Origin of the sequence: Proteus sp. G4415 (assembly GCF_963896075.1) — a bacterium.
In the GTDB taxonomy this organism is placed as follows: domain Bacteria; phylum Pseudomonadota; class Gammaproteobacteria; order Enterobacterales; family Enterobacteriaceae; genus Proteus; species Proteus mirabilis.
The window spans coordinates 1-24,819 of sequence record NZ_CAWQOK010000106.1; the positions used below are offsets into that span (position 1 = coordinate 1).

General features: G+C 40.5%; 18 protein-coding genes. 8 read left to right on the top strand and 10 right to left on the bottom strand.

Translation table 11 applies throughout. From position 1 onward, the window contains the following. Positions 1-133: 133 nt before the first annotated feature. Positions 134-1,408, bottom strand: a complete 1,275-nt coding sequence (locus AACU95_RS12430) for a S8 family peptidase (protein ID WP_237612006.1) — start codon at positions 1,406-1,408, stop codon at positions 134-136. Between the two features lie 343 nt (positions 1,409-1,751). Here AACU95_RS12430 and dusA point away from each other — a divergent pair, with 343 nt between their 5' ends. Then, positions 1,752-2,786: a tRNA dihydrouridine(20/20a) synthase DusA gene (gene dusA / locus AACU95_RS12435; RefSeq protein ID WP_004249169.1), complete on the top strand. Its 1,035-nt coding sequence runs from the start codon at positions 1,752-1,754 to the stop codon at positions 2,784-2,786. A gap of 106 nt (positions 2,787-2,892) precedes the next feature. Here dusA and AACU95_RS12440 read toward each other — a convergent pair whose 3' ends face one another. After that, on the bottom strand, positions 2,893-3,876 hold the full coding sequence (locus AACU95_RS12440; protein WP_141192194.1) for a quinone oxidoreductase: 984 nt from the start codon (positions 3,874-3,876) through the stop codon (positions 2,893-2,895). Between the two features lie 167 nt (positions 3,877-4,043). Here AACU95_RS12440 and dnaB point away from each other — a divergent pair, with 167 nt between their 5' ends. From dnaB to AACU95_RS12455, 3 genes are read left to right on the top strand one after another with little or no spacing between them, the layout of a single operon-like run. Further along, positions 4,044-5,453, top strand: coding sequence for a replicative DNA helicase (gene dnaB, locus AACU95_RS12445; protein WP_141192195.1), 1,410 nt, complete (start codon positions 4,044-4,046; stop codon positions 5,451-5,453). A gap of 40 nt (positions 5,454-5,493) precedes the next feature. Then, positions 5,494-6,585 (top strand): alanine racemase, encoded by a 1,092-nt coding sequence (gene alr / locus AACU95_RS12450; RefSeq protein ID WP_124725548.1) that lies wholly within the window; start codon positions 5,494-5,496, stop codon positions 6,583-6,585. 55 nt (positions 6,586-6,640) lie between these two features. Beyond that, positions 6,641-7,834 carry an amino acid aminotransferase gene (locus AACU95_RS12455; protein WP_012368490.1) on the top strand — a complete coding sequence of 398 codons (1,194 nt, stop codon included), beginning with the start codon at positions 6,641-6,643 and terminating at the stop codon, positions 7,832-7,834. Between the two features lie 121 nt (positions 7,835-7,955). Here the strand turns inward: AACU95_RS12455 and AACU95_RS12460 are convergent, their stop codons facing one another. The 3 genes from AACU95_RS12460 to uvrA all read right to left on the bottom strand — a co-directional run bounded on the left by AACU95_RS12460 (position 7,956) and on the right by uvrA (position 14,185). Further along, the gene (locus tag AACU95_RS12460; RefSeq protein WP_141192196.1) at positions 7,956-9,305 is read right to left on the bottom strand and encodes an L-cysteine desulfidase family protein; all 1,350 of its coding nucleotides are present in this window, start codon (positions 9,303-9,305) and stop codon (positions 7,956-7,958) included. A gap of 61 nt (positions 9,306-9,366) precedes the next feature. Continuing rightward, positions 9,367-10,698, bottom strand: coding sequence for an amino acid permease (locus AACU95_RS12465; protein ID WP_020946334.1), 1,332 nt, complete (start codon positions 10,696-10,698; stop codon positions 9,367-9,369). A 652-nt stretch (positions 10,699-11,350) separates the two neighbouring features. After that, complete coding sequence (gene uvrA / locus AACU95_RS12470; RefSeq protein WP_074561658.1) at positions 11,351-14,185, bottom strand: excinuclease ABC subunit UvrA; 2,835 nt, start codon at positions 14,183-14,185, stop codon at positions 11,351-11,353. A gap of 252 nt (positions 14,186-14,437) precedes the next feature. Here uvrA and ssb1 point away from each other — a divergent pair, with 252 nt between their 5' ends. Further along, the gene (ssb1, locus tag AACU95_RS12475; RefSeq protein WP_004249162.1) at positions 14,438-14,962 is read left to right on the top strand and encodes a single-stranded DNA-binding protein SSB1; all 525 of its coding nucleotides are present in this window, start codon (positions 14,438-14,440) and stop codon (positions 14,960-14,962) included. A gap of 341 nt (positions 14,963-15,303) precedes the next feature. Continuing rightward, positions 15,304-15,834, top strand: coding sequence for a zinc uptake transcriptional repressor Zur (gene zur, locus AACU95_RS12480; protein ID WP_141192148.1), 531 nt, complete (start codon positions 15,304-15,306; stop codon positions 15,832-15,834). A 188-nt stretch (positions 15,835-16,022) separates the two neighbouring features. Here the strand turns inward: zur and lexA are convergent, their stop codons facing one another. Both lexA and AACU95_RS12490 read right to left on the bottom strand, forming a co-directional pair. Next, positions 16,023-16,634, bottom strand: coding sequence for a transcriptional repressor LexA (lexA, locus tag AACU95_RS12485; RefSeq protein WP_004245906.1), 612 nt, complete (start codon positions 16,632-16,634; stop codon positions 16,023-16,025). A 127-nt stretch (positions 16,635-16,761) separates the two neighbouring features. Beyond that, complete coding sequence (locus AACU95_RS12490; RefSeq protein ID WP_004245908.1) at positions 16,762-17,133, bottom strand: diacylglycerol kinase; 372 nt, start codon at positions 17,131-17,133, stop codon at positions 16,762-16,764. Between the two features lie 130 nt (positions 17,134-17,263). Between AACU95_RS12490 and plsB the strand changes: the two genes are divergently transcribed. Continuing rightward, complete coding sequence (plsB, locus tag AACU95_RS12495; protein ID WP_012368492.1) at positions 17,264-19,747, top strand: glycerol-3-phosphate 1-O-acyltransferase PlsB; 2,484 nt, start codon at positions 17,264-17,266, stop codon at positions 19,745-19,747. A gap of 113 nt (positions 19,748-19,860) precedes the next feature. Here plsB and ubiA read toward each other — a convergent pair whose 3' ends face one another. The 3 genes from ubiA to pgi all read right to left on the bottom strand — a co-directional run bounded on the left by ubiA (position 19,861) and on the right by pgi (position 23,121). Beyond that, positions 19,861-20,715 carry a 4-hydroxybenzoate octaprenyltransferase gene (gene ubiA, locus AACU95_RS12500; RefSeq protein ID WP_004250107.1) on the bottom strand — a complete coding sequence of 285 codons (855 nt, stop codon included), beginning with the start codon at positions 20,713-20,715 and terminating at the stop codon, positions 19,861-19,863. A 28-nt stretch (positions 20,716-20,743) separates the two neighbouring features. Then, complete coding sequence (gene ubiC / locus AACU95_RS12505) at positions 20,744-21,253, bottom strand: chorismate lyase (protein ID WP_004245914.1); 510 nt, start codon at positions 21,251-21,253, stop codon at positions 20,744-20,746. Positions 21,254-21,474: 221 nt separating this feature from the next. Continuing rightward, complete coding sequence (gene pgi, locus AACU95_RS12510) at positions 21,475-23,121, bottom strand: glucose-6-phosphate isomerase (RefSeq protein WP_004250104.1); 1,647 nt, start codon at positions 23,119-23,121, stop codon at positions 21,475-21,477. 264 nt (positions 23,122-23,385) lie between these two features. Between pgi and lysC the strand changes: the two genes are divergently transcribed. Further along, the gene (lysC, locus tag AACU95_RS12515; RefSeq protein WP_012368493.1) at positions 23,386-24,756 is read left to right on the top strand and encodes a lysine-sensitive aspartokinase 3; all 1,371 of its coding nucleotides are present in this window, start codon (positions 23,386-23,388) and stop codon (positions 24,754-24,756) included. The last annotated feature ends 63 nt before the right edge of the window (positions 24,757-24,819 follow it).

The window sequence follows — 24,819 nt, forward strand, 5'->3', positions numbered from 1 at the left end:
ATAAATTTTTTATCACAAATCATTCTATCGCGGTATTTTCAAGTCTAAAACAGACTTAAAAAAGATTATTTTCAGCAAGATAAATACTAAAAATACCTTCCATAGTCTTAAGCCATAGAAGGTATCCTTTCTATTAATTATATTGGATTAAATTTTTTAAATGTAAGATGGCATTATTTACATTAGGCAAAGGGCCTATCTTTTCATTTAATGATGGATAAGTTCCTGTTTTAATCAGTAGCTCTCGCATCTCTATTGGCGTTAACACCGTGTTGGTTTTATCTTTATACCAAGATTGAATAACCGCAGCCGCCCCCGCGACTAATGCACAGGCTGATGATGTTCCACTAAAATTAGCCGTATATTTGTTATTCCCGTCACCATGAAAAAGATCACCATATCCGGCAGTGGTCACATCTTCTCCCCATGCTTGCACATGAATGGGGGAGCCATGCGTTGAGAAAGGTAAACGATTTAGCGTATAAGGCGAGCCCGCACCGACACGTATAGAGTGGTTATCGCTACGTTGACGATAGCTATCATAAAAAGGTAAATCGAGATCAACCCCCCCATTGCCGGCAGCCATGATCACAATAATCCCCGCTTCTGTTAATGTACGAGTTGCCTCCCAGATATGCATTTCATAATCAGCAGGAACATAAGCATGATGTTCACAAACTGTCTGCATCTCATATAAAACAATATCACCCGCGTGTAATTTCTGTTTACTGGCAATAATTGCTTCAATACGACCACTGCTTAATTCTGATATGGCATAAAACATATCTAATTTATAAGCAAGCCCAGTAATACCTTTACCGTCTTTTTTCCCCATAATTAACCCCGCCACTGCCGTACCATGGTCGGCTTGATCGGTTTTTTCAGTTAAAGGAAAAAGTGGCGTGATATTATTAGCTAACAAATCGGGATGTGATAAATCAAAATCCCACTCAATATCGGCCACCTGTATACCTTGTCCATAAGCATTTTTATTCCAAGCGTCTATAATACCTAACCCGTTTATTTCATTTGATTTTATTTTTGGGTTTTTTAAATAATGCTGATGGCGAGTTAAATCCGGCGTAATATTAGGTGGCTGTACAGGTAATTTTGGAATTTTTTGCACATATTCTATATCAGGATGTTGTTTTAATATTTTAATAATTTCATCTAATGTATATGTGTTATCATTGGGTAAATTTAAATAATAGTAATCATTTAAATGATTTGATGTAAGAGAAAGATGATTTTTAGGTGGTAATTGTGATGATGATAATACTGGAACAAAAGAAATATTAGATAAAAATGTATTATATTGATTATGGTAACCAGAGCGTAATAGTTTTTTATTTTGATCAAGTGAATGTATATTTTTTAGTTTGACTAGTATTTTCCTTTCAATATTCATAACCAATGCTCCTTTTCTATTTTTTATTTTTACTTTTGTTTTATAACGTAGATTTTTGAGCATTGGCTATTTTCATTTTTAATAGCATTGAGATAAATTTAATTATTAAGATAATATACTGTGTATTAGTCACCCCTCTCATATCGAACTAAACACATTCCTCCATCAAGCAAATGGCGTAGCAAGTAGCAATAACTTGACCAAAATGCATCTACTTTAATCTTTAATACTTATCTTTCTGGCTGTATCATACTTAACAACTTGCTATGTTATACTACTCCTTTATTTCTACCTTTATGTTCATCAGGGTAGTCGCCATCTAAATCGACGAAAGAATTACAGCATGTCAGAAAATACAGAACGCAATAAAACAACAGAAAATCACCCTATTAATGATAATAAAAGAACAGATAATTTGAATCGCTTCTCTGTTGCACCTATGCTCGATTGGACTGATCGCCATTGCCGTTATTTCTTTCGCCAGCTTACCAAAAATACTTTGCTGTATACTGAAATGGTCACAACAGGTGCCATTATTCATGGCAAAGGTGATTATTTAAAATATAGCAACGAAGAGCACCCGATCTCATTACAGCTTGGCGGCAGTGATCCACAAGCGTTAGCGCAATGTGCAAAATTGGCACAAGAGCGTGGCTATGATGAAATTAATTTAAATGTAGGTTGCCCTTCTGATCGGGTACAAAATGGACGCTTTGGTGCTTGTTTAATGGGTGAAGCACAACTCGTTGCAGATTGCGTGAAAGCTATGCGTGATGTGGTCGATATTCCTGTGACGGTAAAAACACGTATTGGCATCGACAACCAAGATAGCTATCAATTTCTATGTGATTTTATTGATACCGTCAGCCGTGATAATAACTGCGATACCTTTATTATTCATGCTCGCAAAGCTTGGTTATCGGGATTAAGCCCCAAAGAAAACCGCGAAGTACCCCCTTTAGATTATCCTCGTGTTTATCAATTAAAACGTGATTTCTCGCATCTCACTATGGCAATTAATGGGGGAATTAAGTCACTAGAAGAGGCGCAGGAGCACTTAAAATATATGGATGGTGTTATGGTAGGTCGCGAAGCTTATCAAAATCCATCAATATTGGCTCATGTGGATCACGTGCTTTTTGATAATCAGTTACCTGTTACTAATGCCGTCGCTGCCGTAAAAGCCATGTATCCTTATATTGAAAAAGAGCTCTCACAAGGCACTTATTTAGGCCATATCACCCGCCATATGTTGGGAATTTTCCAAGGTATTCCTGGGGCAAGACAATGGCGTCGTCATTTAAGTGAAAATGCCCACAAACAAGGTGCTGATTTAACCGTGCTAGAGAATGCGCTCAAGTTTGTGACCGAAAAATAGTCCTTTTTAATCCGTGATAAAAATCCATCTTACTCAAATTGCTTAATCAACTATTTAGTTAATCAGTTAATAAAGATGGATTTTTTATACTTGTAACCTTTAAAAACTATGGGATCAATAGACTTGAACCTTGAGATTGACGACTTTCAAGATAACGGTGTGCGGCTTTAGCATCAGCTAATGCAAATTTCTGATTATCTGGCACACTGACATCAATTTTACCACGACCAATTAACGTAAATAGTGCTTCACTTGCTGCATCTAACTCTTCGCGCGTCGTAATGTAGCCGGAAATAGAAGGACGAGTAACATAAAGTGAACCCAATTTATTAAGAATACCTAAATCAACCCCTGTTACCGCACCAGAAGCGTTACCAAAACTGACCATTAAGCCTCGGCGTTGCAAACAGTGCAACGAATCCAACCAAGTTGCTTTGCCAACAGAATCATACACAACGGGTACTTTTTGGTTATTGGTGAGCGCAAGGACACGTTCAACAATAGATTCAGTTTGATAGTTAATCACTTTCCATGCACCTGCGACCTTAGCTTTAGCCACTTTCTCATCACTGCCTGCGGTACCAATCATTTTAGCGCCAATCGCTTTCGCCCATTGGCTGGCAATTAGCCCTACGCCACCAGCCGCTGCATGGAATAAAAAGGTTTCCCCTGCACGTAATTTGTATGTTTCATTGAATAGATAATAAACCGTTAATCCTTTCAAAAAAGAGGCGGCGGCTTGTTCAAAAGAGATATTATCAGGCAGGCGGGCTACTTTATTTTCTGGTACATTATGCGTATCGCTGTAGGCGCCTAATGGAGATTGTGCATATACAACTCTATCCCCTTCTTTAAGTGAAGTAACATGAGCGCCTGTTTTAATCACAACACCGGCAGCTTCAGTTCCTAAGCCACTTGGGAAATGCTCTACTGGATATAATCCGCTACGCACATAAGTATCAATATAATTAATGCCAATGGCTTTATTGGCAACCTGTACTTCGTTATCGCCTAGAGGGGCGGGGGTAAATGAAGTTAGCTCGAGTACATCGGCATTACCATGAGCTGCAAACTGAATGCGTTTAGCCATCGTAATCTCCTTTATAAGATTGATGATTGACCTAGGATTATATAAACCAGCGTTGTAACGACCTGTAGAGATAATGACAAATGATCGTTATTTCTACAAGGCACAGATTATTGGGTTAGCGTATACTAATGCGCTGATTGATATTTTTTCGACTTTGTGCAGGATTTATGGCCAGAAACAAGACCACTGACAAGCTAATGTCTGAGATAAAAGATCGCCAAATGGAAGGGTTGAAACTTCCCCCCCATTCGCTAGAAGCCGAACAATCGGTGTTAGGCGGTCTAATGATAGATAACGAGCGTTGGGATAATGTCTCCGAACGTGTCACTGCCGATGATTTTTATAGCCGACCTCATCGCACTATTTTTACGCAAATGCAGCGTTTACTTGAGCTGGGTAAACCTATTGATCTGATAACCTTATCAGAAGCACTAGAACAAAACGCAGAATTAGAAAGCGTTGGAGGCTTTGCTTATTTAGCAGAACTATCCAAAAATACGCCAAGTGCAGCCAATATTAACGCTTATGCCGACATTGTTCGTGAGCGTGCTGTCGTTCGCGATATGATCAAAGTCGCCAATGAAATTGCTGATGCTGGATTTGATCCCCAAGGACGCACCAGCGAAGATCTACTCGATTTTGCTGAATCTCGCGTCTTTCAAATTGCCGAAACCCGCGCCAATAAAGATGAAGGGCCAAAAGCAATTGATGCCATTTTAGAAGAAACCGTTGAAAAAATAGAGCAACTCTACCAAAAACCTCATGATGGTGTGACGGGGGTATCCAGTGGCTATCAAGATCTGGATAAAAAAACTGCCGGACTGCAAAAATCAGATTTAATTATTGTCGCAGCACGTCCTTCTATGGGCAAAACCACCTTCGCGATGAACTTATGCGAAAATGCGGCAATGACGGAAGAAAAACCTGTACTTATCTTTAGCTTAGAGATGCCAGGTAACCAAATCATGATGCGTATGCTCGCTTCATTGTCTCGCGTGGATCAAACCCGTATTCGTACTGGGCAACTTGACGATGAAGATTGGGCGCGTATTTCAAGTACCATGGGTATTTTGCTTGAAAAACGTAATATGTATATTGATGATTCCTCTGGTTTAACCCCCACCGAGGTGCGCTCTCGTGCCCGAAGAATTTATCGTGAACATGGCGGTTTAAGCCTAATCATGATTGACTACTTGCAGTTAATGAGAGTACCTTCATTATCTGAGAACCGAACTTTAGAAATTGCTGAAATTTCACGCTCTTTGAAAGCATTAGCTAAAGAATTACAGGTTCCTGTTGTCGCTCTGTCACAGTTAAACCGTAGTTTGGAACAACGTGCTGATAAGCGCCCAGTTAACTCTGACTTACGTGAATCGGGCTCTATTGAGCAAGATGCCGACTTAATTATGTTTATCTATCGTGACGAAGTTTATCACGAAAATAGCGACCTAAAAGGGGTGGCAGAAATTATCATTGGTAAACAGCGTAATGGCCCTATCGGTACGGTAAGATTGACCTTTAATGGTCAATGGTCTCGCTTTGATAACTACGCAGGCCCTGCTTACGACGACGAATAACCATCCACCTTGACGGAATAAAAGGAAATAGAGAAATAACATGAAAGCGGCAACCGCAGTAATAGATCGCCGCGCTCTGCGTCACAATTTTCAGCATGTGAGAGACTATGCACCACATAGCCACCTGATAGCTGTCGTGAAAGCAAACGCTTATGGTCATGGGTTATTAGAAACAGCATATACTTTAATGGATGATGCTGATTGTTTTGGCGTAGCACGTATCGGTGAAGCTTTAACATTACGTAGTGGGGGGATTGTGAAACCCATCCTACTACTTGAAGGCTTCTTTGATGCTGTTGATTTACCCATTTTGGTGGTTAACCATATTGAGACTGTTGTTCATAGTGAAGAGCAACTCGAAGCGTTAGAAAATGCCGATTTAGAAGAACCCGTAAAAGTCTGGATGAAGCTCGATACTGGAATGCATCGTTTAGGCGTCCGTCCTGAAGACGCTGAGGCTTTTTATCAACGACTTTGTGCTTGTAAAAATGTCCAACAACCCGTCAATTTGGTCAGTCATTTTAGTCGCGCGGATGAGCCTGATATTCCTGAAGTCACACAAAATCAAATTCAGCTATTTCAAGCCTTTATCCAAGATAAAGCGGGTGATAAATCTATCGCTGCTTCTGCGGGAATTTTATTTTGGCCACAAGTCCATTATCAATGGGTTCGCCCTGGGATCATCACATACGGTATCTCACCTACGGGTGATAACAGAACAGGTAAAGACTTTGGTTTAACCCCGGCAATGACACTAAAAACGAGCCTTATTGCGGTTCGTAAACATAAAGCAGGTGAACCCGTTGGTTATGGTGGCACATGGGTAAGTGAAAAAGATACTTATCTGGGTGTTATTGCTATCGGTTATGGTGATGGTTACCCACGTAGTGCACCTTCTGGTACTCCTGTTTGGATCAACGGTCGAAAAGTGCCGATTGTTGGACGCGTTTCCATGGATATGATCAGCGTCGATTTGGGATCTGAGCTAATTGATCGTGTCGGTGATGAAGCTATTTTATGGGGGGATGTGCTACCCGTAGAAGAAATTGCCAAATATAGTGGTATTAGCGCGTACGAATTAATTACCAAATTAACTTCGCGCGTCATTATGGAATACCTAGACGAACAATAGCACACAAGATATTGTATCTATCTGGCACACAAAAAGTGATTGGAGAATAAAAGCCGTGTTTCAACAGGTTGAAGCGTTTGCGGGAGATCCGATTCTCTCATTAATGGATGTCTATAATAAAGATCCACGTCAAGATAAAATTAACCTAAGTATTGGTCTTTATTATGATGAAGAAGGCAAAACCCCCATTCTAGGCACTGTGTCTGTGGCGCGTCAGCAGCTTAATGCGATGACACCTACCGCAACACTGTATTTGCCAATGGAAGGACTCGCCCCTTATCGCCACGAAGTACAGACTCTCCTTTTTGGTGCTGATAACCCGCTTATTGCAGACAAAAAGATTGCTACCATACAAACATTAGGTGGCTCCGGAGCGCTAAAAGTCGGCGCAGATTTTCTACATCGCTATTTTCCAAGCTCTGAAGTTTGGATCAGTGATCCCACTTGGGACAATCATGCGTCTATTTTTGCGGGCTCCGGTTTTAAAGTAAATTATTATCCTTATTTTGATCCCGAAACCAAAGGAGTCAAATTCGATGCATTAATCGATTGCTTTAAAAAACTTCCTGAAAAAAGCATCGTACTGATGCATCCATGTTGCCATAATCCAACAGGATCCGATCTCACCAAAGCACAATGGGATCAGGTCATTGAGATCCTCAAAGCGCGTCAAGCAATCCCTTTCCTTGATATTGCTTATCAGGGATTTGCTGAAAGTTTAGATGATGATGCTTATGCGGTTCGCGCTATGGCAAAAGCAGGGTTACCTGTATTAGTCAGTAACTCATTCTCTAAAATCTTCGGGATTTATGGGGAACGGGCGGGTGGCTTATCGATTGTATGTGATAACGCGAAAGAGTGTGAGCATGTATTAGGGCAATTAAAAGCGGGCGCACGTCGTATCTATTCAAGTCCTGCTAACTATGGCGCACAACTGGTTAATCAAGTTTTATCAGATCATGTATTAACCGCACAATGGCAAAAAGAAGTGGCTCATATGCGTGACCGCATCAAAGAGATGCGTGTAACTTTAGTTAATGCCTTAAAAGAAGCATTACCTGAGAAAAACTTTGATCATTTATTAACACAACGCGGTATGTTCAGTTATACCGGCTTTTCACCAGAGCAAGTAGATAGATTACGTGAAGAGTTTGGTATTTACCTGATTGGTACAGGTCGTGTTTGTATGGCGGGTGTCAATAACAATAATGTGCAGCGCATTGCACAAGCCTTTGCAGCCGTCAGTTAATTAATATAACCAACAATTCGTTGCTGATATTAGCTTAAAAAAATACCTGCCTATTTTCATAAGCAGGTATTTTCTTTACTGCATTACAACATTTTTCACTGTCTTTTTAGGTCTTTGCCTTTTATGCATTGACAGCTTGCTGCTTTTCCCCGGCATTACGGCGTGCTTTTTCTTCCATGATCTCAATAATTTGAATATCTGTATGTTGCATTGCACGACTGGCTAATGCGCAGAGATTCGCAATTGAACTATCAACATCATCACTGACAATCCCGTCAGTACCCGCTACACTTTGATTTTGCATCGCCATCAAAACGGCTTTATACGCACTCGCCGCACTACTTGATACTTTCATTGCACAGCTATTCGAGGCGCCATCACAGATAATGCCACTAATATCACCAATCATACTGTTGATTGACATACTTACAGTGGTGAAGTCCTTAGTCAGTAGCCATGCCATACCCGCAGCCGCCCCCATTGATGCAGTGGTTGCCGCACACAATGCTGACAGAGGTGGGAAATGGCTATGAACATAAATCGCCATTAAGTGCGATAAAACTAATGCCCGTAATAAAGTTTCGTCATCTGCTTGAATAAATTCAGCAACTACCATTACCGGCAATGTCGCAGCAATACCTTGATTACCGGAGCCTGAGTTACTCATAGCAGGTAATACAGCGCCCCCCATACGTGCATCTGAAGCGGCAGACGTTCTTATCATGATTTCACTCAGTAAATCCTTACCTAATAAGCCATTCTCTTGCTGTGAAACCAGCGTCCGCCCTATCGCCAATCCATAACTATTTTTTAGCCCTTCTTCTGATAAAGCACCATTTAGATAAGCCGCATCAAGCATAAAGGCGACTTGATCTATAGGTACATTGAGTGCAAAGCGATAAATATCTTCAGCACAAACCGCCGCAAAAGGCTTTTCTTCTACGCTATCCCCGGCATGAGTCAAACTCGTTTTATCATCCTCAAAAACAACTTTGCCATTACACTCACAGCGCACAACATGGGTATGCTCTTTAGCAATACTGACAATGGCATAACCTGACTGACCATATACTTTTGCTTCGGAGTAGAGTACATCACTACATGGCGTTTTCACGCCAACCGTCACTTTTCCTTCAGCAACCAATGTCTTAGCCTGAGCGATAGATTGTGGTGATGCTGTAAGTAATACTTCAAGGCCAGCATCTGGATTACCTCCTGTCGCCCCTAATGCAGCCGCGATGGGTAATCCCGCCATTCCCGTTCCTGGTACTGTTACGCCCATTCCGTTTTTCATTAAATTAGGCGAAACCCACGCTTCAATACCAACAACAGGCTCAGCTAATAATGCGGTTGCTTTTGCCGCAGCTAATGCCAATGAAATCGGCTCAGTGCAACCTACTGCTGGCTTAACACCTTCACGTAATTGACGAATAAACTGCGACCATAAATGAGAATTATTGTTCTGGCTCATAATCTAACACCTTGGATTAATATCGTTTTTAATAACAGCTAACTCGAACCGCAGTTGACGACTATGAGAATGCCAAGAACGGAGAAACACAAAGTAGCAGACCCGTAAAGATAATCAGATAAAGTGATGCGCCTTTGTATTTATGTAACATCGGTACTTTGTACACTAGGTATGCAGGGATAAGACAACCGACCATACCAAAGATAGGACTACAAATTGAGGTAAAGCTCAGTACTGGTGCATTGAGAATAATGGCGCCCCAAGCTAACAGCACAGCAAAGATCATAATGCCGTTTTGTACCCATTTTTCATTGATTTTTTCAACAGGCATCATGCGCTGCAGAATATTCATCACAATCCCTTGTGTTGCTTCACGGAAACCGAGATAGACACCAAAGAATGCGGTCATTACTGCGAAAATATTCAGCATCACACTCACTACGGTTACCCAACCACCAGGGAAGAATTTTGCCGCAATCGCTAATGCAGAGATATTTTGCTCATAAGCTTTTACTGCTTCATCATGTCCCATTGCTAATGTGAAGGAGATCGCATAGAAAAACACCGTACAGAACAACACACCGAAAGCGATATTCATTGCACGTAATGCTTTATGACGCGCTACTTCACGATTTTGGTTACGACTACGATAAGAGATAACCATTGGGCTTAATGTTTGGATAAACAAAATAGAAGTTAATGTAAAAGGTAGTGTGATAATGGCTTCTTTAATTAAACGTCCGGCAGGTGGTAATGCGCCAACATTATACAGATGCCACATACCAATCATTGAAAGACCTAATGCCGCAACAACCAGTAGTTTTGTCATTACCATAAAGCTTGATAGCTTAAACAGTAATTGTTCACCACGAGAAGAAATAGCCACTAACGCACAGATTAAAATCAGACCATAGAACGGATTTTCTGATAATAAACCGTCAGTCACACCAAAAGTTTGTAGATAAGAAGCACTGTCATTCGTGATAGCTGTGGAATAGACAAACATCCAAATCACTAACATCACAAAATAGAGTGCACCTAATAAAATACCCCAGTTTTTACCGAGATAACCGGTGATAACGCTTGGGTAGTCTTTACACTCAGGAGATTCAGCCAACGTATTAATAAATAGGCGTTGGAAAAGGTACATTGCGGGGTAACCAATCACGGAGGAAAGTAAGAAAACCCACAATCCCATTAAGCCAACCTGTACAGGTAAAAAAACAATCCCTGCACCGATAGCCATACCGATACTCATGATAACCCAGCCCACATCATTGCCGTCAAATTTAATTGCTGCACGCCATTGTTCTTCTGTCATACCTGCTCGGCGAGCGCCAGCACTAGTTGCGGGATAGCTTGTTGTCTCTGTTTTTGAGGAAGCCGTTTCCATATTAGTACTCACTTTTTATATTGTAATTGTTAATAGCAAAACGAATTTTGGGGGTAAAAAGAACTATCTAACTTTGCGATGACCTAATAGCCTTACTTTTTGCAGGTATTTTTATTATGGATAAATGATAGGAAATATTGCGGAGAAAAAAGTTGTTATAAATCGTGATAGCTGAAAACGTTTTGGGAAATAATTCTCTCACAAGGAGAAAAGTAGGATTATCTGTTCAAAGGGAACAGTAAATAATAACCTTCCCCCTACGGCAACCTTTTGATTTACATAACGCTTTGAAATATAACAAAATATCACTATTGTTATACAATAATAGTCAAGTATAACAAATGAAACAAATCCATGAATAAACTGTGCTATGCATCACGATATACTATGATAATCCTTTCTATTTAGCTTTGTTATCTCGTATTTAGTTAAAATAATGTAATAAAACAGCAGAATTAACTATTTATTCTTTTTTTTATAAAAAGAGTGTTAATTATATAAAAAGCGGCTATCAGCGTGACTGACGAAAAAAGAATAGTTTTATCTAATAGAATTAATTTCTCTAATAAAATATCAAATTCCTTTTTATAAAGAAAAACGCTACAAACAAAATTTGTAGCGTTTAGACAAGAAGTGCGTAAACCGTGTGCTATTAATAACCGCGCTCTAAAATTGGTTTCAAAAACCTTGCCGTGTGGGAGCCTTCAAAGTCAGCAACTTGCTCTGGCGTACCGGATATCAAGATCTGACCACCTCCACTGCCCCCTTCAGGCCCTAAATCAACGATCCAGTCAGCGGTTTTGATCACATCGAGGTTATGCTCAATCACCACAATTGTATTACCCTGATCACGCAACTGATGGAGCACATCAAGAAGTAACTCAATATCGGCAAAGTGCAAACCCGTGGTCGGTTCATCCAAAATATAGAGGGTTTGGCCTGTACCCCGTTTTGACAACTCTTTGGCTAATTTAACCCGTTGTGCTTCACCACCCGATAACGTAGTGGCAGATTGTCCTAAACGAATATAAGAGAGTCCCACATCAATCAATGTTTGTAGCTTACGCGCTAATGCAGGCACCGCATCAAAAAACTCTCTTGCTTCTTCGATTGTCATATCTAGCGCTTCATGAATATTTTTCCCTTTATATTTAATCTCAAGGGTTTCACGATTATAACGTTGCCCTTTACACTGATCACAAGGCACATACACATCAGGTAAAAAGTGCATTTCAACTTTTAATACACCATCGCCTTGGCAAGCTTCGCAACGCCCCCCCTTCACGTTAAAACTAAAGCGCCCCGGCGTATAACCGCGAGTTCGTGATTCTGGTACACCAGCAAAAAGTTCACGGATCGGGGTAAATACTCCGGTATAAGTCGCAGGGTTGGAACGTGGAGTACGACCGATAGGACTTTGGTTAATATCAATCACTTTATCGAAGTGCTCTAATCCCTCAACGTCTAAATAAGGTGCTGGCACGCTATTAGTGGCGCCATTTAATTGACGTTGAGCAATGGGGAATAACGTATCATTAATTAAGGTTGATTTACCCGAGCCAGATACACCGGTAATACAAGTAAATAAACCAACAGGTATTTTTAAATTAACGTTTTTTAGGTTATTACCTTTCGCCCCTAAAATAGTGAGCATTTTTTCGCGATCAACAGGAACACGCTTTTCAGGGATAGCAATACGGCGTTCGCCACTTAAGAATTTACCGGTTAATGAGCTGGGATTATTAACAATATCTTCCAGTGTACCCTGAGCGACTATCTCACCACCATGAACGCCAGCACCCGGCCCAATATCAATGATATGATCAGCGGCACGGATAGCGTCTTCATCATGCTCAACGACGATCACCGTGTTACCTAAATCACGCAAGTGGATCAACGTTTCCAGTAGGCGATCGTTATCGCGTTGATGCAAACCAATTGAAGGCTCATCAAGTACATACATTACCCCAACTAATCCAGCACCAATTTGGCTTGCTAGGCGAATACGCTGCGCTTCGCCGCCTGATAATGTCTCCGCTGAACGAGAAAGAGTGAGGTAATTTAATCCCACATTGACCAAGAATTTTAATCTGTCACCAATCTCTTTTAATACTTTTTCGGCAATCTTCGCTCGCTGACCACTGAGTTTTAGATTTTGGAAAAAGCTCATCGCATGACCAATACTGTAATCGGCAATTTCAGGTAACGTGGTATTTTCAACATACACATGGCGAGCTTCGCGACGTAAGCGAGTACCACCACAAGAGGCACAAGGACGATTGCTAATATATTTAGCTAACTCTTCACGCACCGCACTCGATTCTGTTTCACGATAACGGCGCTCCATATTATTTAATACCCCTTCAAAAGGATGATGGCGAACCACAACATCCCCTCGATCATTGGTGTATTTAAATTCAATATTTTCTTTACCTGAACCGGATAAAATCACTTTCTGGATCTTGTCGGGTAATGAGTCAAAGGGGGCTTCAACATCAAAATGATAGTGCTCGCCTAATGAGCGCAACATTTGGAAATAGTAAAAATTACGCCGATCCCACCCTTTAATCGCACCACCGGCCAGAGAGATTTCTCGATTCTGGATCACCAAATCAGGATCGAAAAATTGTTGAACCCCTAAACCATCACAAGTAGGACACGCACCTGCGGGGTTATTAAAAGAGAATAACCGTGGCTCTAGTTCACTCATGCTATAACCACAAATAGGACAGGCAAAGTTTGCAGAAAAAACGATATCTTCAGCACTGCTATCGTCCATATCAGAGATAACAGCAGTACCGCCAGAAAGCTCTAATGCGGTTTCAAAAGATTCCGCTAAACGTTGAGCCAGATCGTCACGAACTTTAAAGCGATCAATGACCACTTCAATGGTGTGCTTTTTCTGTAACTCCAAGGTAGGGGGATCTGATAAATCACACACTTCACCATCGATACGAGCACGAATATAGCCTTGTGCGGCAAGATTATTGAGTAATTTTACATGCTCACCTTTGCGCTCTTTTACGATTGGCGCCAATAACATTAAGCGTTTACCTTCAGGTTGCGCTAAAACATTATCCACCATTTGGCTTACCGTTTGAGCCGCTAAAGGGATATCGTGATCAGGACAGCGCGGTTCACCTACACGTGCAAATAATAGACGTAGGTAATCGTGGATCTCGGTAATGGTGCCGACCGTTGAGCGCGGGTTATGTGATGTCGATTTCTGCTCAATCGAAATAGCGGGCGATAACCCTTCAATATGATCAACATCAGGCTTTTCCATTAAGGAAAGGAACTGACGAGCATAAGCTGAAAGCGATTCAACGTAACGCCGTTGGCCTTCCGCATAAAGCGTATCAAAGGCTAAAGAGGATTTACCTGAGCCAGAAAGTCCCGTAATAACAATAAGTTTATCGCGGGGAATGACCAAATTGATATTTTTTAGGTTATGGGTGCGAGCGCCCCGTACTTCGATTTTATCCATGAATATATCCCGGATTAAGTGAGTCGCCGAAAAAGAAAGAATCGGATAATTATGACACAAAACTAGCTGAATGGATATACAGTATATATATTGAAACTGAATGATTATGAAAATTTGCCATATTAAGACAATAAAATGTCGATCCTGTTCTCAATGGAGAAATTCATTACTCATCATATTCAAATTTTAGCTTACGTGATAAACTTCATCGCTTATGATTTCAAAAAATTTACTTTCGCAGGAGTACCTCACATGGCGAGCAGAGGCGTTAACAAAGTTATTCTTATCGGTAATTTAGGGCAGGATCCAGAAATCCGTTATATGCCAAGTGGTGGTGCAGTGGCAAATCTGACACTAGCAACTTCAGAAAGCTGGCGCGACAAACAAACCGGTGAAATGAAAGAGAAAACCGAATGGCACCGTGTGGTCATTTTCGGCAAACTAGCAGAAATTGCTGGCGAGTATCTGCGTAAAGGTTCACAAGTTTATATTGAAGGTCAATTACAAACACGTAAATGGCAAGATCAAAGTGGTCAAGATCGCTACAGCACTGAAGTTGTGGTGAATATCGGTGGCACAATGCAGATGTTAGGTGGCCGTGGTGGTCAAGATAATGCACCTTCACAAGGCCAAGGCGGTTGGGGTCAACCTCAGCAACCACAAGCATCACAACAGTTTAGTGGTGGCGCACCATCTCGCCCAGCACAACAACCCGCAGCGGCACCAGCGCCAAGTAATGAACCACCAATGGACTTTGATGACGATATTCCGTTCTGACGGTTACTTAAGAACTCACCTTATCTTCTAAGTCATATAACATCAAACGCTAAAGCCTGTTATACCATTAACGGGCTTTTCTTTGTTTCATGCTTACCCCGTATTTGCCAATCATATTGTCACACCTTGTCTACTCCCCATTGACTATTACTCGTTCATCATTGGCGTTAAGGTAAGTCTTGTGAATAAATATTAGCCCCTTCCACCATGGTTAGATTTGATTTACTGATAATGACAATTTATAGCGTTATTTTCTCAAAATCCCACTTTCCACAAAGGTTTGCTCAAAAAAAATATGGTAAGATCATCGTAATTAATCACGTCTGAGAGCATCCTATCCTATGAATGAAGAGAAATTGCTCGCTCAGGCAGAAAAGATCTGCCAGAAACGAGGTGTTCGCCTGACTTCACAACGTCTGGCAGTATTGCGTCTGATCATGCAACAACCTACCGCAATCAGCGCTTATGATTTATTAGATTTATTACGCCAAGTAGAGCCTCAAGCTAAACCACCTACCGTATATCGTGGATTGGAATTTCTACTTGAACAAGGTTTTATTCACAAAATAGAATCCACCAATAGCTATGTGCTTTGTCATCATTTTGATGATGTTGAGCATACATCGGTGATGTTAATTTGTGATCGTTGCTTATCAGTCACAGAAAAAAGTAGTCATAAAATTGAAGGGGCGATCAGTACGCTCGCTAAAGATAATGGCTTTCATTTACGCCATAGTGTGATTGAAATTCATGGGCTGTGCGCTCAGTGCCATGAAGCCCAAGCCTGTACACATCCGGAAGGTTGTCACCATGATCATAGTATGGATGATAATCTTAAGCAGAAAAAAACCGGTGACTATAAGCCTCGTTAAGCAGATAAAAGATAAAAGTCAGCGGAACATATGTTTTTTTGTATAAATTAAAAAGAGAAAATGCAGATGATTTTATGTTTTTACACATCATCTGCATCTTTTTGACGTTCTCCCCGCCCTGATAAACTGGAGGACGAGGTTTCGGCGCATCTGGTACAATAATTTGTATTGAATGAATTAGATACAAATTACAGCCATTCGCCGTTACGGATAACCCCTACTGCTAATCCTTCCACAGTAAAGCTCTGCTCACGTAAATCAACGATAATAGGTGAAAACTCTGGATTTTCTGCGTGCAGTTCTATCTTACTACCGACTTTCTTAAATCGTTTTACAGTTACTTCATCTTCAATACGTGCGACAATCACTTGGCCATTATGGACATCTTGTGTTTTATGCACAGCAAGTAGATCGCCATCCATAATACCGATATCTTTCATCGACATACCATTAACACGCAGTAAAAAATCTGCGCTCGGTTTAAAAAGCATAGGATCAACTTGATAATGGCTTTCGATATGCTCTTGCGCTAAAAGTGGTTCACCGGCTGCAACTCGTCCAATTAATGGTAAGCCTTCAGGCTCTTCTTCAAGTAGCAAACGGATACCTCTAGATGCACCAGAGACAATTTCTATCACGCCTTTGCGAGCAAGTGCTTTTAAATGCTCTTCTGCCGCATTAGGTGAGCGAAAACCAAGTTGGGAAGCGATTTCCGCCCGTGTTGGTGGCATACCCGTTTGCGAAATGTGATCACGAACCAAATCGTAAACCTGCTGCTGCCTTGCAGTTAATGCTTTCATTCCGCCCCCTGTTTGTTTATACAGTCAGACTGTGAGTATATACAGGTATATGCCGATTGGGAACTACAAATGCATATAAAACACGCATCTTTGCATTATTTTTCGACAATTGTCGATTTTTTTTACTTTATGCAAAAAAATGATGCCAAAGAATGGTTCCCCAAGTAAATAATCCCAATATAATAGCGACGAGAACGGCAGCTGATCCCATATCCTTTGCTCGTCCTGATAATTCATGACGTTCTGTACCAATGCGATCGACGACAGCTTCTATAGCACTATTGACCAGTTCTAAAATAACGACAAGGACGACTGAACCAATCAATAAAATGCGCTCTAGAACACTGACATCGATAAAAAATGCAAGGATAATTGCTATTAAGGTCACAATAGCTTCTTGTCTAAAAGCGGCTTCATTGATCCAAGCGGCGCGTAAGCCCTGATATGAATAGCCACCAGCTTTAATGATTCGGGTAAGACCTTTATTTTGATTAGCCATAATAAACTCTATCGAAAACAAACGATTATTTTGCCACTTTTCTCTATTAATATTGTCACAGCACCACAGATCTACGAAAGACTTTCTGTTATGCTTTCGAAGTATTGCTAATAAGAGGCTACAACTATTTATGTCAGCTTGGCGTAAACTATATTATAACACATTGAATTTACCACTGAAATTGTTGGTAAAAAGTAAACGAGTTCCGACTGATCCTATCACTGAGTTAGGCTTAGATACGTCGCGATCTTTCCTTTATGTTCTGCCTTATCACTCTAAAGCAGACTTACTGACATTACGTCAGCAATGTTTATCTCTTGGCTTGCCAGATCCTCTGCAACCCATAGAAATTAACGGAACCAAACTGCCAGCCTACGTCTTTATTGACGATGGTCCTAGAGTATTCCGTTACTACTCTCCCGATCCGCGTAAAGATTCAGTGAAAACATTCCATGCTTATCTTGATGCTCATCGTAACAATCCGCATCTTGATATTGAAATGTTACCTGCTTCAGTGATGTTCGGTCGCTCACCGGGTCGAGAAGGTCATAATGGTGTCCCCCATTTGCGCTTATTAAATGGGATCCAAAAATTTATTGCCATCCTCTGGCTAGGTCGAGATAGTTTTGTCCGTTTCTCGCCGACCGTATCCATGCGCCAAATGGCGAATGAACATGGAACCGATACCAGCATTGCTCGAAAACTTGCGCGTGTGGCACGTATTCACTTTTCACGTCAGCGTTTAGCAGCAGTTGGCCCAAAACTACCTGCACGCCAAGATCTCTTCAATAAACTATTGGCATCCAAAGCCATTGAAAAAGCCATTGAAGATGAAGCAAAAGCGAAAAAAATTACGCTTGATAAAGCACGTAAAAATGCCACTGATATCATGGAAGAGATCGCCGCTAATTTCTCTTATGAAGCGGTACGAATGACTGATCGTGTATTAAGCTGGACATGGAATAAGCTCTATCAAGGTATCAACGTTTTTAATGCAGAACGTGTGCGCCAACTTGCGCAAGATGGACATGAAATTGTCTACGTACCTTGTCACCGTAGTCATATGGACTACTTATTGCTTTCCTATGTACTTTATCATCAAGGATTGGTTCCCCCACATATTGCTGCGGGTATTAACCTTAATTTCTGGCCAGCAGGACCGATTTTCCGCCATTTAGGGGCTTTCTTTATTCGTCGAACCTTTAAAGGAAATAAACTTTATTCAACCATCTTCCGGGAATATTTAGGTGAATTATTCTCTCGAGGCTACTCTATTGAATATTTTGTTGAAGGTGGACGCTCCCGTACAGGTCGACTGTTAGATCCTAAAACAGGGACGCTGTCAATGACCGTGCAAGCCATGTTACGTGGTGAGACACGCCCTATTTCCATCGTTCCCATTTATATTGGCTATGAGCATGTCATGGAAGTTGCCACTTATGCCAAAGAGTTGCGTGGTGCGACAAAAGAGAAAGAAGGTTTTATGCAGATGATCAGAGGATTGCGTAAACTACGTAACCTTGGTCAAGGCTATGTCAATTTTGGTGAACCTATTTCGCTATCACAATACCTTAATCAGGCAGTGCCTGACTGGCGCGATGATATTGATCCCATTGAGCCACAACGTCCAAGCTGGTTAAATCCTGCAGTTAGTGCGTTAGCGGATAATATTATGGTCAATATTAATAATGCCGCTTCGATTAATGCGATTAACCTTGTCTCTACGGCGTTGCTAGCGTCCCGTCAGCGAGCATTAACTAAAGAACAATTATTAGAGCAAATAGATTGTTATCTACAGTTACTGCGTAATGTGCCTTACTCATCAGATATGGTTGTCCCCGATAAAAGCTCAGAAACATTATTAGCACACGCCTTGCAAACAGATAAATTCCAAGTTGAGCAGGATAGTCTTGGTGATATTATTATATTGCCTCGTGAAAGTGCCGTATTGATGACTTATTATCGCAATAACACCATTCACTTAATGGTTACACCATCATTAATTGCGAGCATTGTCTTGCATCACGAGCGTATACACCGTGATGACTTAATGAAACAGGTAGAATTAATTTTCCCTCTTATCAAAGCTGAGTTGTTTATTCGCTATGAAAAAGAGGAGTTACCTGATGTGGTTAATACACTGATTAGTGAGCTTTGTCGCCAACGTCTAATTTGCTGTGCTGATGATGGCATATTACGGATCAATCCAGCACGTATTCGCCCATTACAGCTTTTAGCAGCAAGTGTTAGAGAAACGCTACAGCGTTATGGTATTACGCTCTCTCTACTCAATTTTGCTCCTGAAATTAGCCGTGCACTATTAGAAAGAGAAAGCCGCATTTTGGCGCAACGACTTTCTGTATTGCATGGTATTAACGCACCTGAGTTCTTTGATAAAGCGGTTTTCTCCACTTTAGTTTCTACACTGCGTGAAGAAGGTTATCTCAAAGATAATGAAGATATCCTCAAAGCAGATGCCTCTGCACTTTACCAAGTTATTGCGAAATTAATGTCACCAGAAATTCGTTTAACCATTGAGAGTGTAGGCGTTACTGAAGATAACAATTCAGCACAAGCGATTGAGGAAAACCCTGAATCCAACATGGATAAGTAGTTGCTTAATAGCAAATCGCGCTATAATCAGTAATAGAAAAGGGATAAGCAATTGGCTTATCCCTTTTATTTTTATGCAACTTCAGTGCTCAGCTAGTGCTGGTAATATATTTATTAGAAATAATTAAATAAAATACCTGCGAATAAAACAAAACCGACATAATTATTATTCATAAACGCTTGAAAACAAGGGGCTCTTTCCCGTTCAGCAATTAATTTCTGTTGATAAATAAACAGGGCTGTCACGAGTAACAATGACCAATAATAGATCCCTTTCATATTCAGCAAAACGCCAATCGCCACTAATAATGCCAACATCACTAACTGTAAAATACCAATAATGATTTTATCGTAACGACCAAACAGAATGGCTGTCGATTTCACCCCTATTTTTAAATCATCATTGCGATCGACCATGGCATATTGAGTGTCATACACAACAGACCAGATAATATTGACCAAAAAGAGTAACCAACATACTAAAGGTAGTGTTTCAGAAACTGCAGCAAATCCCATAGGGATAGACCAACCAAAGGCCATACCTAAAATTAATTGAGGCAAATTACTAAAACGTTTTACAAAAGGATAAAACCATGCGAGTGCAAGTGCGGCAATAGATAACCAAATGGTCATGGTATTTAACGTAAGCACTAATCCAAACGAAAACAGCACCAAGACAATAAAGATAATCTTGCTCTCTTTCTCCGTTACAGCACCACTAGGTAATGGTCTATTTTTAGTTCTTTCAACGTTGCCATCAATTTTTCTGTCAGCAAAGTCATTTATTACACACCCAGCGGCACGCATGGAAAACACACCTAGAGTAAATACAATCAGGATATGCCAGTCAGGAAAGCCTTTAGCGGCGATCCATAATGCCCAATACGTTGGCCAAAGTAATAATAGCGCTCCAATAGGCTTATCTATACGCATTAAACGGCTATACGCCTGCCATTTATTGTGCGTCATACTTCCCTCCAATTTTAGCTCCCCCTAACTACTGCTTATATACAGGTGATGCAGGCAAAAACACCTCAGTTAATAATAAAGGTTTATCTGAAAGCTGGAAACGGGAACGACGTAACCAATGTCCATTTTGTTGCCCAATATGAATAAAATCACGACTTAAGGTTGTTTCCTGGAACAGATAACGTCCTAATGGCACCGTACGCAAATTCACTAATTGGCGATCTTCACCCGTTAATGTCTCTTCCGGCACTAATGTTCGCCCTAATAACCAAGGTACATTATCCCCACAAAGGACGATTTCTCTTAGCCAATAGCGTCGGCTATAAGGTAAACACTTTTGTTCATCAGCAGGCTCGATATATTCAATAAAACCTTCTTGATATGGCATTACCGTCACTTGATGGCAATGTTGCTCAAAACGTCGTGTCATTGAACCTAATTCCAGCAGCCAACTTAAGGTATTTTCTGCGACTTCTTCACGCTCTTCATCTGATAACCAGTGAATAGGTGCGTGAGTAATTATGGATTTTTTAAACATTCTTTCATCATCACAACTATGATGATCCTAACTTTATAAATCATTATGCACTAAGGATATCATGATGTAGCGATAGGAAGTTAAAAGCTGATAACATTTCGTATAAATAATCTAAAAAAACGTTAAAAGATAATCAGAATTCACTCAAATTGAGAAAAAACAAAGGAGGTCACCATCAACCTCCTTGGTTATAAGCGCTTAATCACACTTAATTTATTCTCTTAACGCCATGCTTTGTAACGATTAATTAAATTATTTGTTGAACTATCATGACTGTTAACACTTTCCTTACCTTTTAACTCTGGCAATATGCGATTAGCTAATTGTTTGCCCAACTCAACGCCCCATTGGTCAAAGGTGAAGATATTGAAAATTACACCTTGTACAAAGATTTTATGTTCATACATCGCAATTAACGCGCCTAATGAATAGGGAGTGATCTCTTTTAAAAGAATGGAGTTGGTGGGACGATTCCCTTCAAACACTTTAAATGGTGCCACATACCCCATGGTTGCAGGATCTTTTCCTGCTGAGGCAAACTCTGCATCGACTTGCTCACGAGTTTTACCAAATGCTAATGCTTCGGTTTGTGCAAAGAAGTTCGACATTAGTTTTGCATGATGATCAGATAATGGATTATGGCTGATCGCTGGTGCAATAAAATCACAAGGGATCAGTTTGGTTCCTTGATGAATTAATTGATAAAACGCATGCTGGCCATTAGTCCCCGGCTCTCCCCAAATAATAGGTCCGGTTTGGTAACTGACTTTGTTTCCATCACGGTCGATATATTTACCATTGGATTCCATATTACCTTGTTGGAAGTAAGCAGCAAAACGGTGCATATATTGATCGTATGGCAGAATCGCTTCAGTTTCGGTACCAAAAAAATTGTTATACCAAATGCCAATAAGCGCCAATATCATCGGAATATTATTTTCAGCTTCAGTGGTTCTAAAGTGATTATCCATAGCATGAGCACCAGACAGTAACTGCTCAAAGTTGTCATAACCAATAGATAATACAATGGATAAACCAATTGCTGACCATAATGAGTAGCGGCCACCAACCCAATCCCAAAACTCAAACATATTTGCGGTATCAATACCAAATTTTTCTACTTCAGCACTATTAGTTGATAACGCAACAAAGTGTTTCGCGACAAAAGCACTCTCTTTAGCCGCAGATAAGAACCAATCTCTTGCAGAGTGTGCATTAGTCATGGTTTCTTGTGTGGTAAAGGTTTTTGAAGCAATCAAGAATAGCGTTGTTTCTGGATCGCATTTTTTCAAGGTTTCTGCAATATGTGTACCATCAACATTAGAAACAAAATGCATGGTCAAGTGGTTTTTATAAGGGCGCAGTGCTTCTGTCACCATATACGGGCCTAAATCAGAACCACCAATACCGATATTGACCACATCAGTAATCGCTTTACCTGTGTAACCTTTCCATTCACCACTAATCACACGCTCACTAAATACTTTCATTTTATGCAATACAGCATTGACTTCTGGCATCACATCTTTGCCATCGACCATAACCGGTGTATTGCTACGGTTGCGTAATGCGGTGTGGAGTACCGCACGATCTTCCGTACAGTTGATTTTTTCACCGCTAAACATGCTCTTTATCGCACCAGCAACATCACACTCTTTAGCCAGAGCCTGTAATTTATCTAATGTTTCTTGGGTGATACGGTTTTTTGAAAAATCGACTAGAATTTGGTCTGAAAACGTTCTTGAAAAGGTGTTAAAGCGTGATGGATCTTGAGAGAACAGTGTTTTCATTTCTGTATCTTTCATCACGGCAAAATGGTCTTCTAATGCCTTCCAAGCTAAGGTATGAGTTGGGTTTACATTTTTCATTCACAATACTCTCTTAAGATTACAATCCGATACTCTCAGATTGTAGCCTGTCATTTAATAGTTACGGTCAATTCTTTCTTATTTGATGATATTCGTCAAAACCATTCAACAAATCTAGTATTAATTACTTACATAGGCAAAACCGATAATCTTTGAGTGATTATTAATTAAATTGATTATCCTTCACTCTTGATTGACTCTTTTGGCAATAACCGATATTCCTAACTGTGTTTAACATCTCACTGGGACTAAAGGAATACAACAATGAAAGATAATACTGCAACACCTTCATCACCTTTTACTATCGCCAAATTTGGTGGCACTAGCGTGGCAAATTTTGCGGCGATGGAAAAGTGTGCAGATATTATCTTAAAACAGAAATCAGTCCGTGTGGTGGTTCTTTCTGCTTCAGCGGGGATCACCAATTTACTTATCGAACTTGCGACAGGTGTTGACGCAACACAACGAGCCGCTTTATTGGCTCAAGTTCGTGATATTGAATACGCCATCATCAATCAACTATCACAAGCAGAAATTATTTCTCAAGAAATAAACCGCTTATTGGACAATATTGAAATGCTGTCAGAAGCGGCAGCCTTGGCAACTTCTGATGCGTTAACCGATGAGTTAGTCAGCCACGGTGAATTGATGTCAACGTTATTGTTTGTTGAACTGTTACGTGAAAAAGGAATAAGTGCAGATTGGTTTGATGTCAGAAAAGTAATGAAAACCAACGATCTGTTTTGTCATGCTGAGCCAGATATGGCGCAATTAACTGAGTTAACACAAAGTTTAATTCAGCCCCGCTTAACAGAAACCGTGATTGTTACCCAAGGTTTTATCGGACAAGAGCCTAAAGGAAAAACCACCACCTTAGGACGTGGCGGAAGTGATTATACTGCGGCACTGATTGGTGAAGCATTAGGGATGTCACGTGTCGATATTTGGACTGATGTACCTGGTATTTATAGCACTGATCCAAGAATAGTCCCACAAGCACATCGCATTGATCATATTGCCTTTGATGAAGCGGCTGAAATGGCAACCTTTGGTGCTAAAATTCTCCATCCCGCAACGTTATTACCTGCAGTGCGTAGTGGCATTCCTGTGTTTGTCGGCTCAAGCAAAGCACCAGAAGAAGGTGGTACATTGGTTTGTGCACAAACTGATAATCCTCCTGTGTTTCGTGCCATTGCACTACGTAGAAACCAGACACTACTTACCCTGCATAGTTTGAAAATGCTTCATGCCCGTGGTTTTTTGGCAGAAATATTTACCATTTTATCACGCCACCATATTTCGGTTGATGTGATAACCACATCAGAAGTCAGTATTGCTTTAACATTGGATACCACAGGTACCACTAGCTCATCAGGCAGTCTGTTAACTAATGCTTTATTAACAGAATTATCCGCATTATGTCGCGTGGAAGTAGAAGAAGATCTGGCATTGGTCGCTATCATTGGTAATTCACTATCGCAAGTAAATGGCTTAGGAAGCCAGATTTTTGGCACTTTAGAGGATTATAATATTAGAATGATAAGTCATGGTGCGAGTACCCATAACTTATGTTTATTAGTGGATGGCAAAGATGCAGATAATATTGTCAGAAAACTACACGATACGTTATTTTAAATAATGAATAGTTACATTCTAAAGGGAGCCAATGCTCTCTTTAGATTTTTTAAACCACACTTA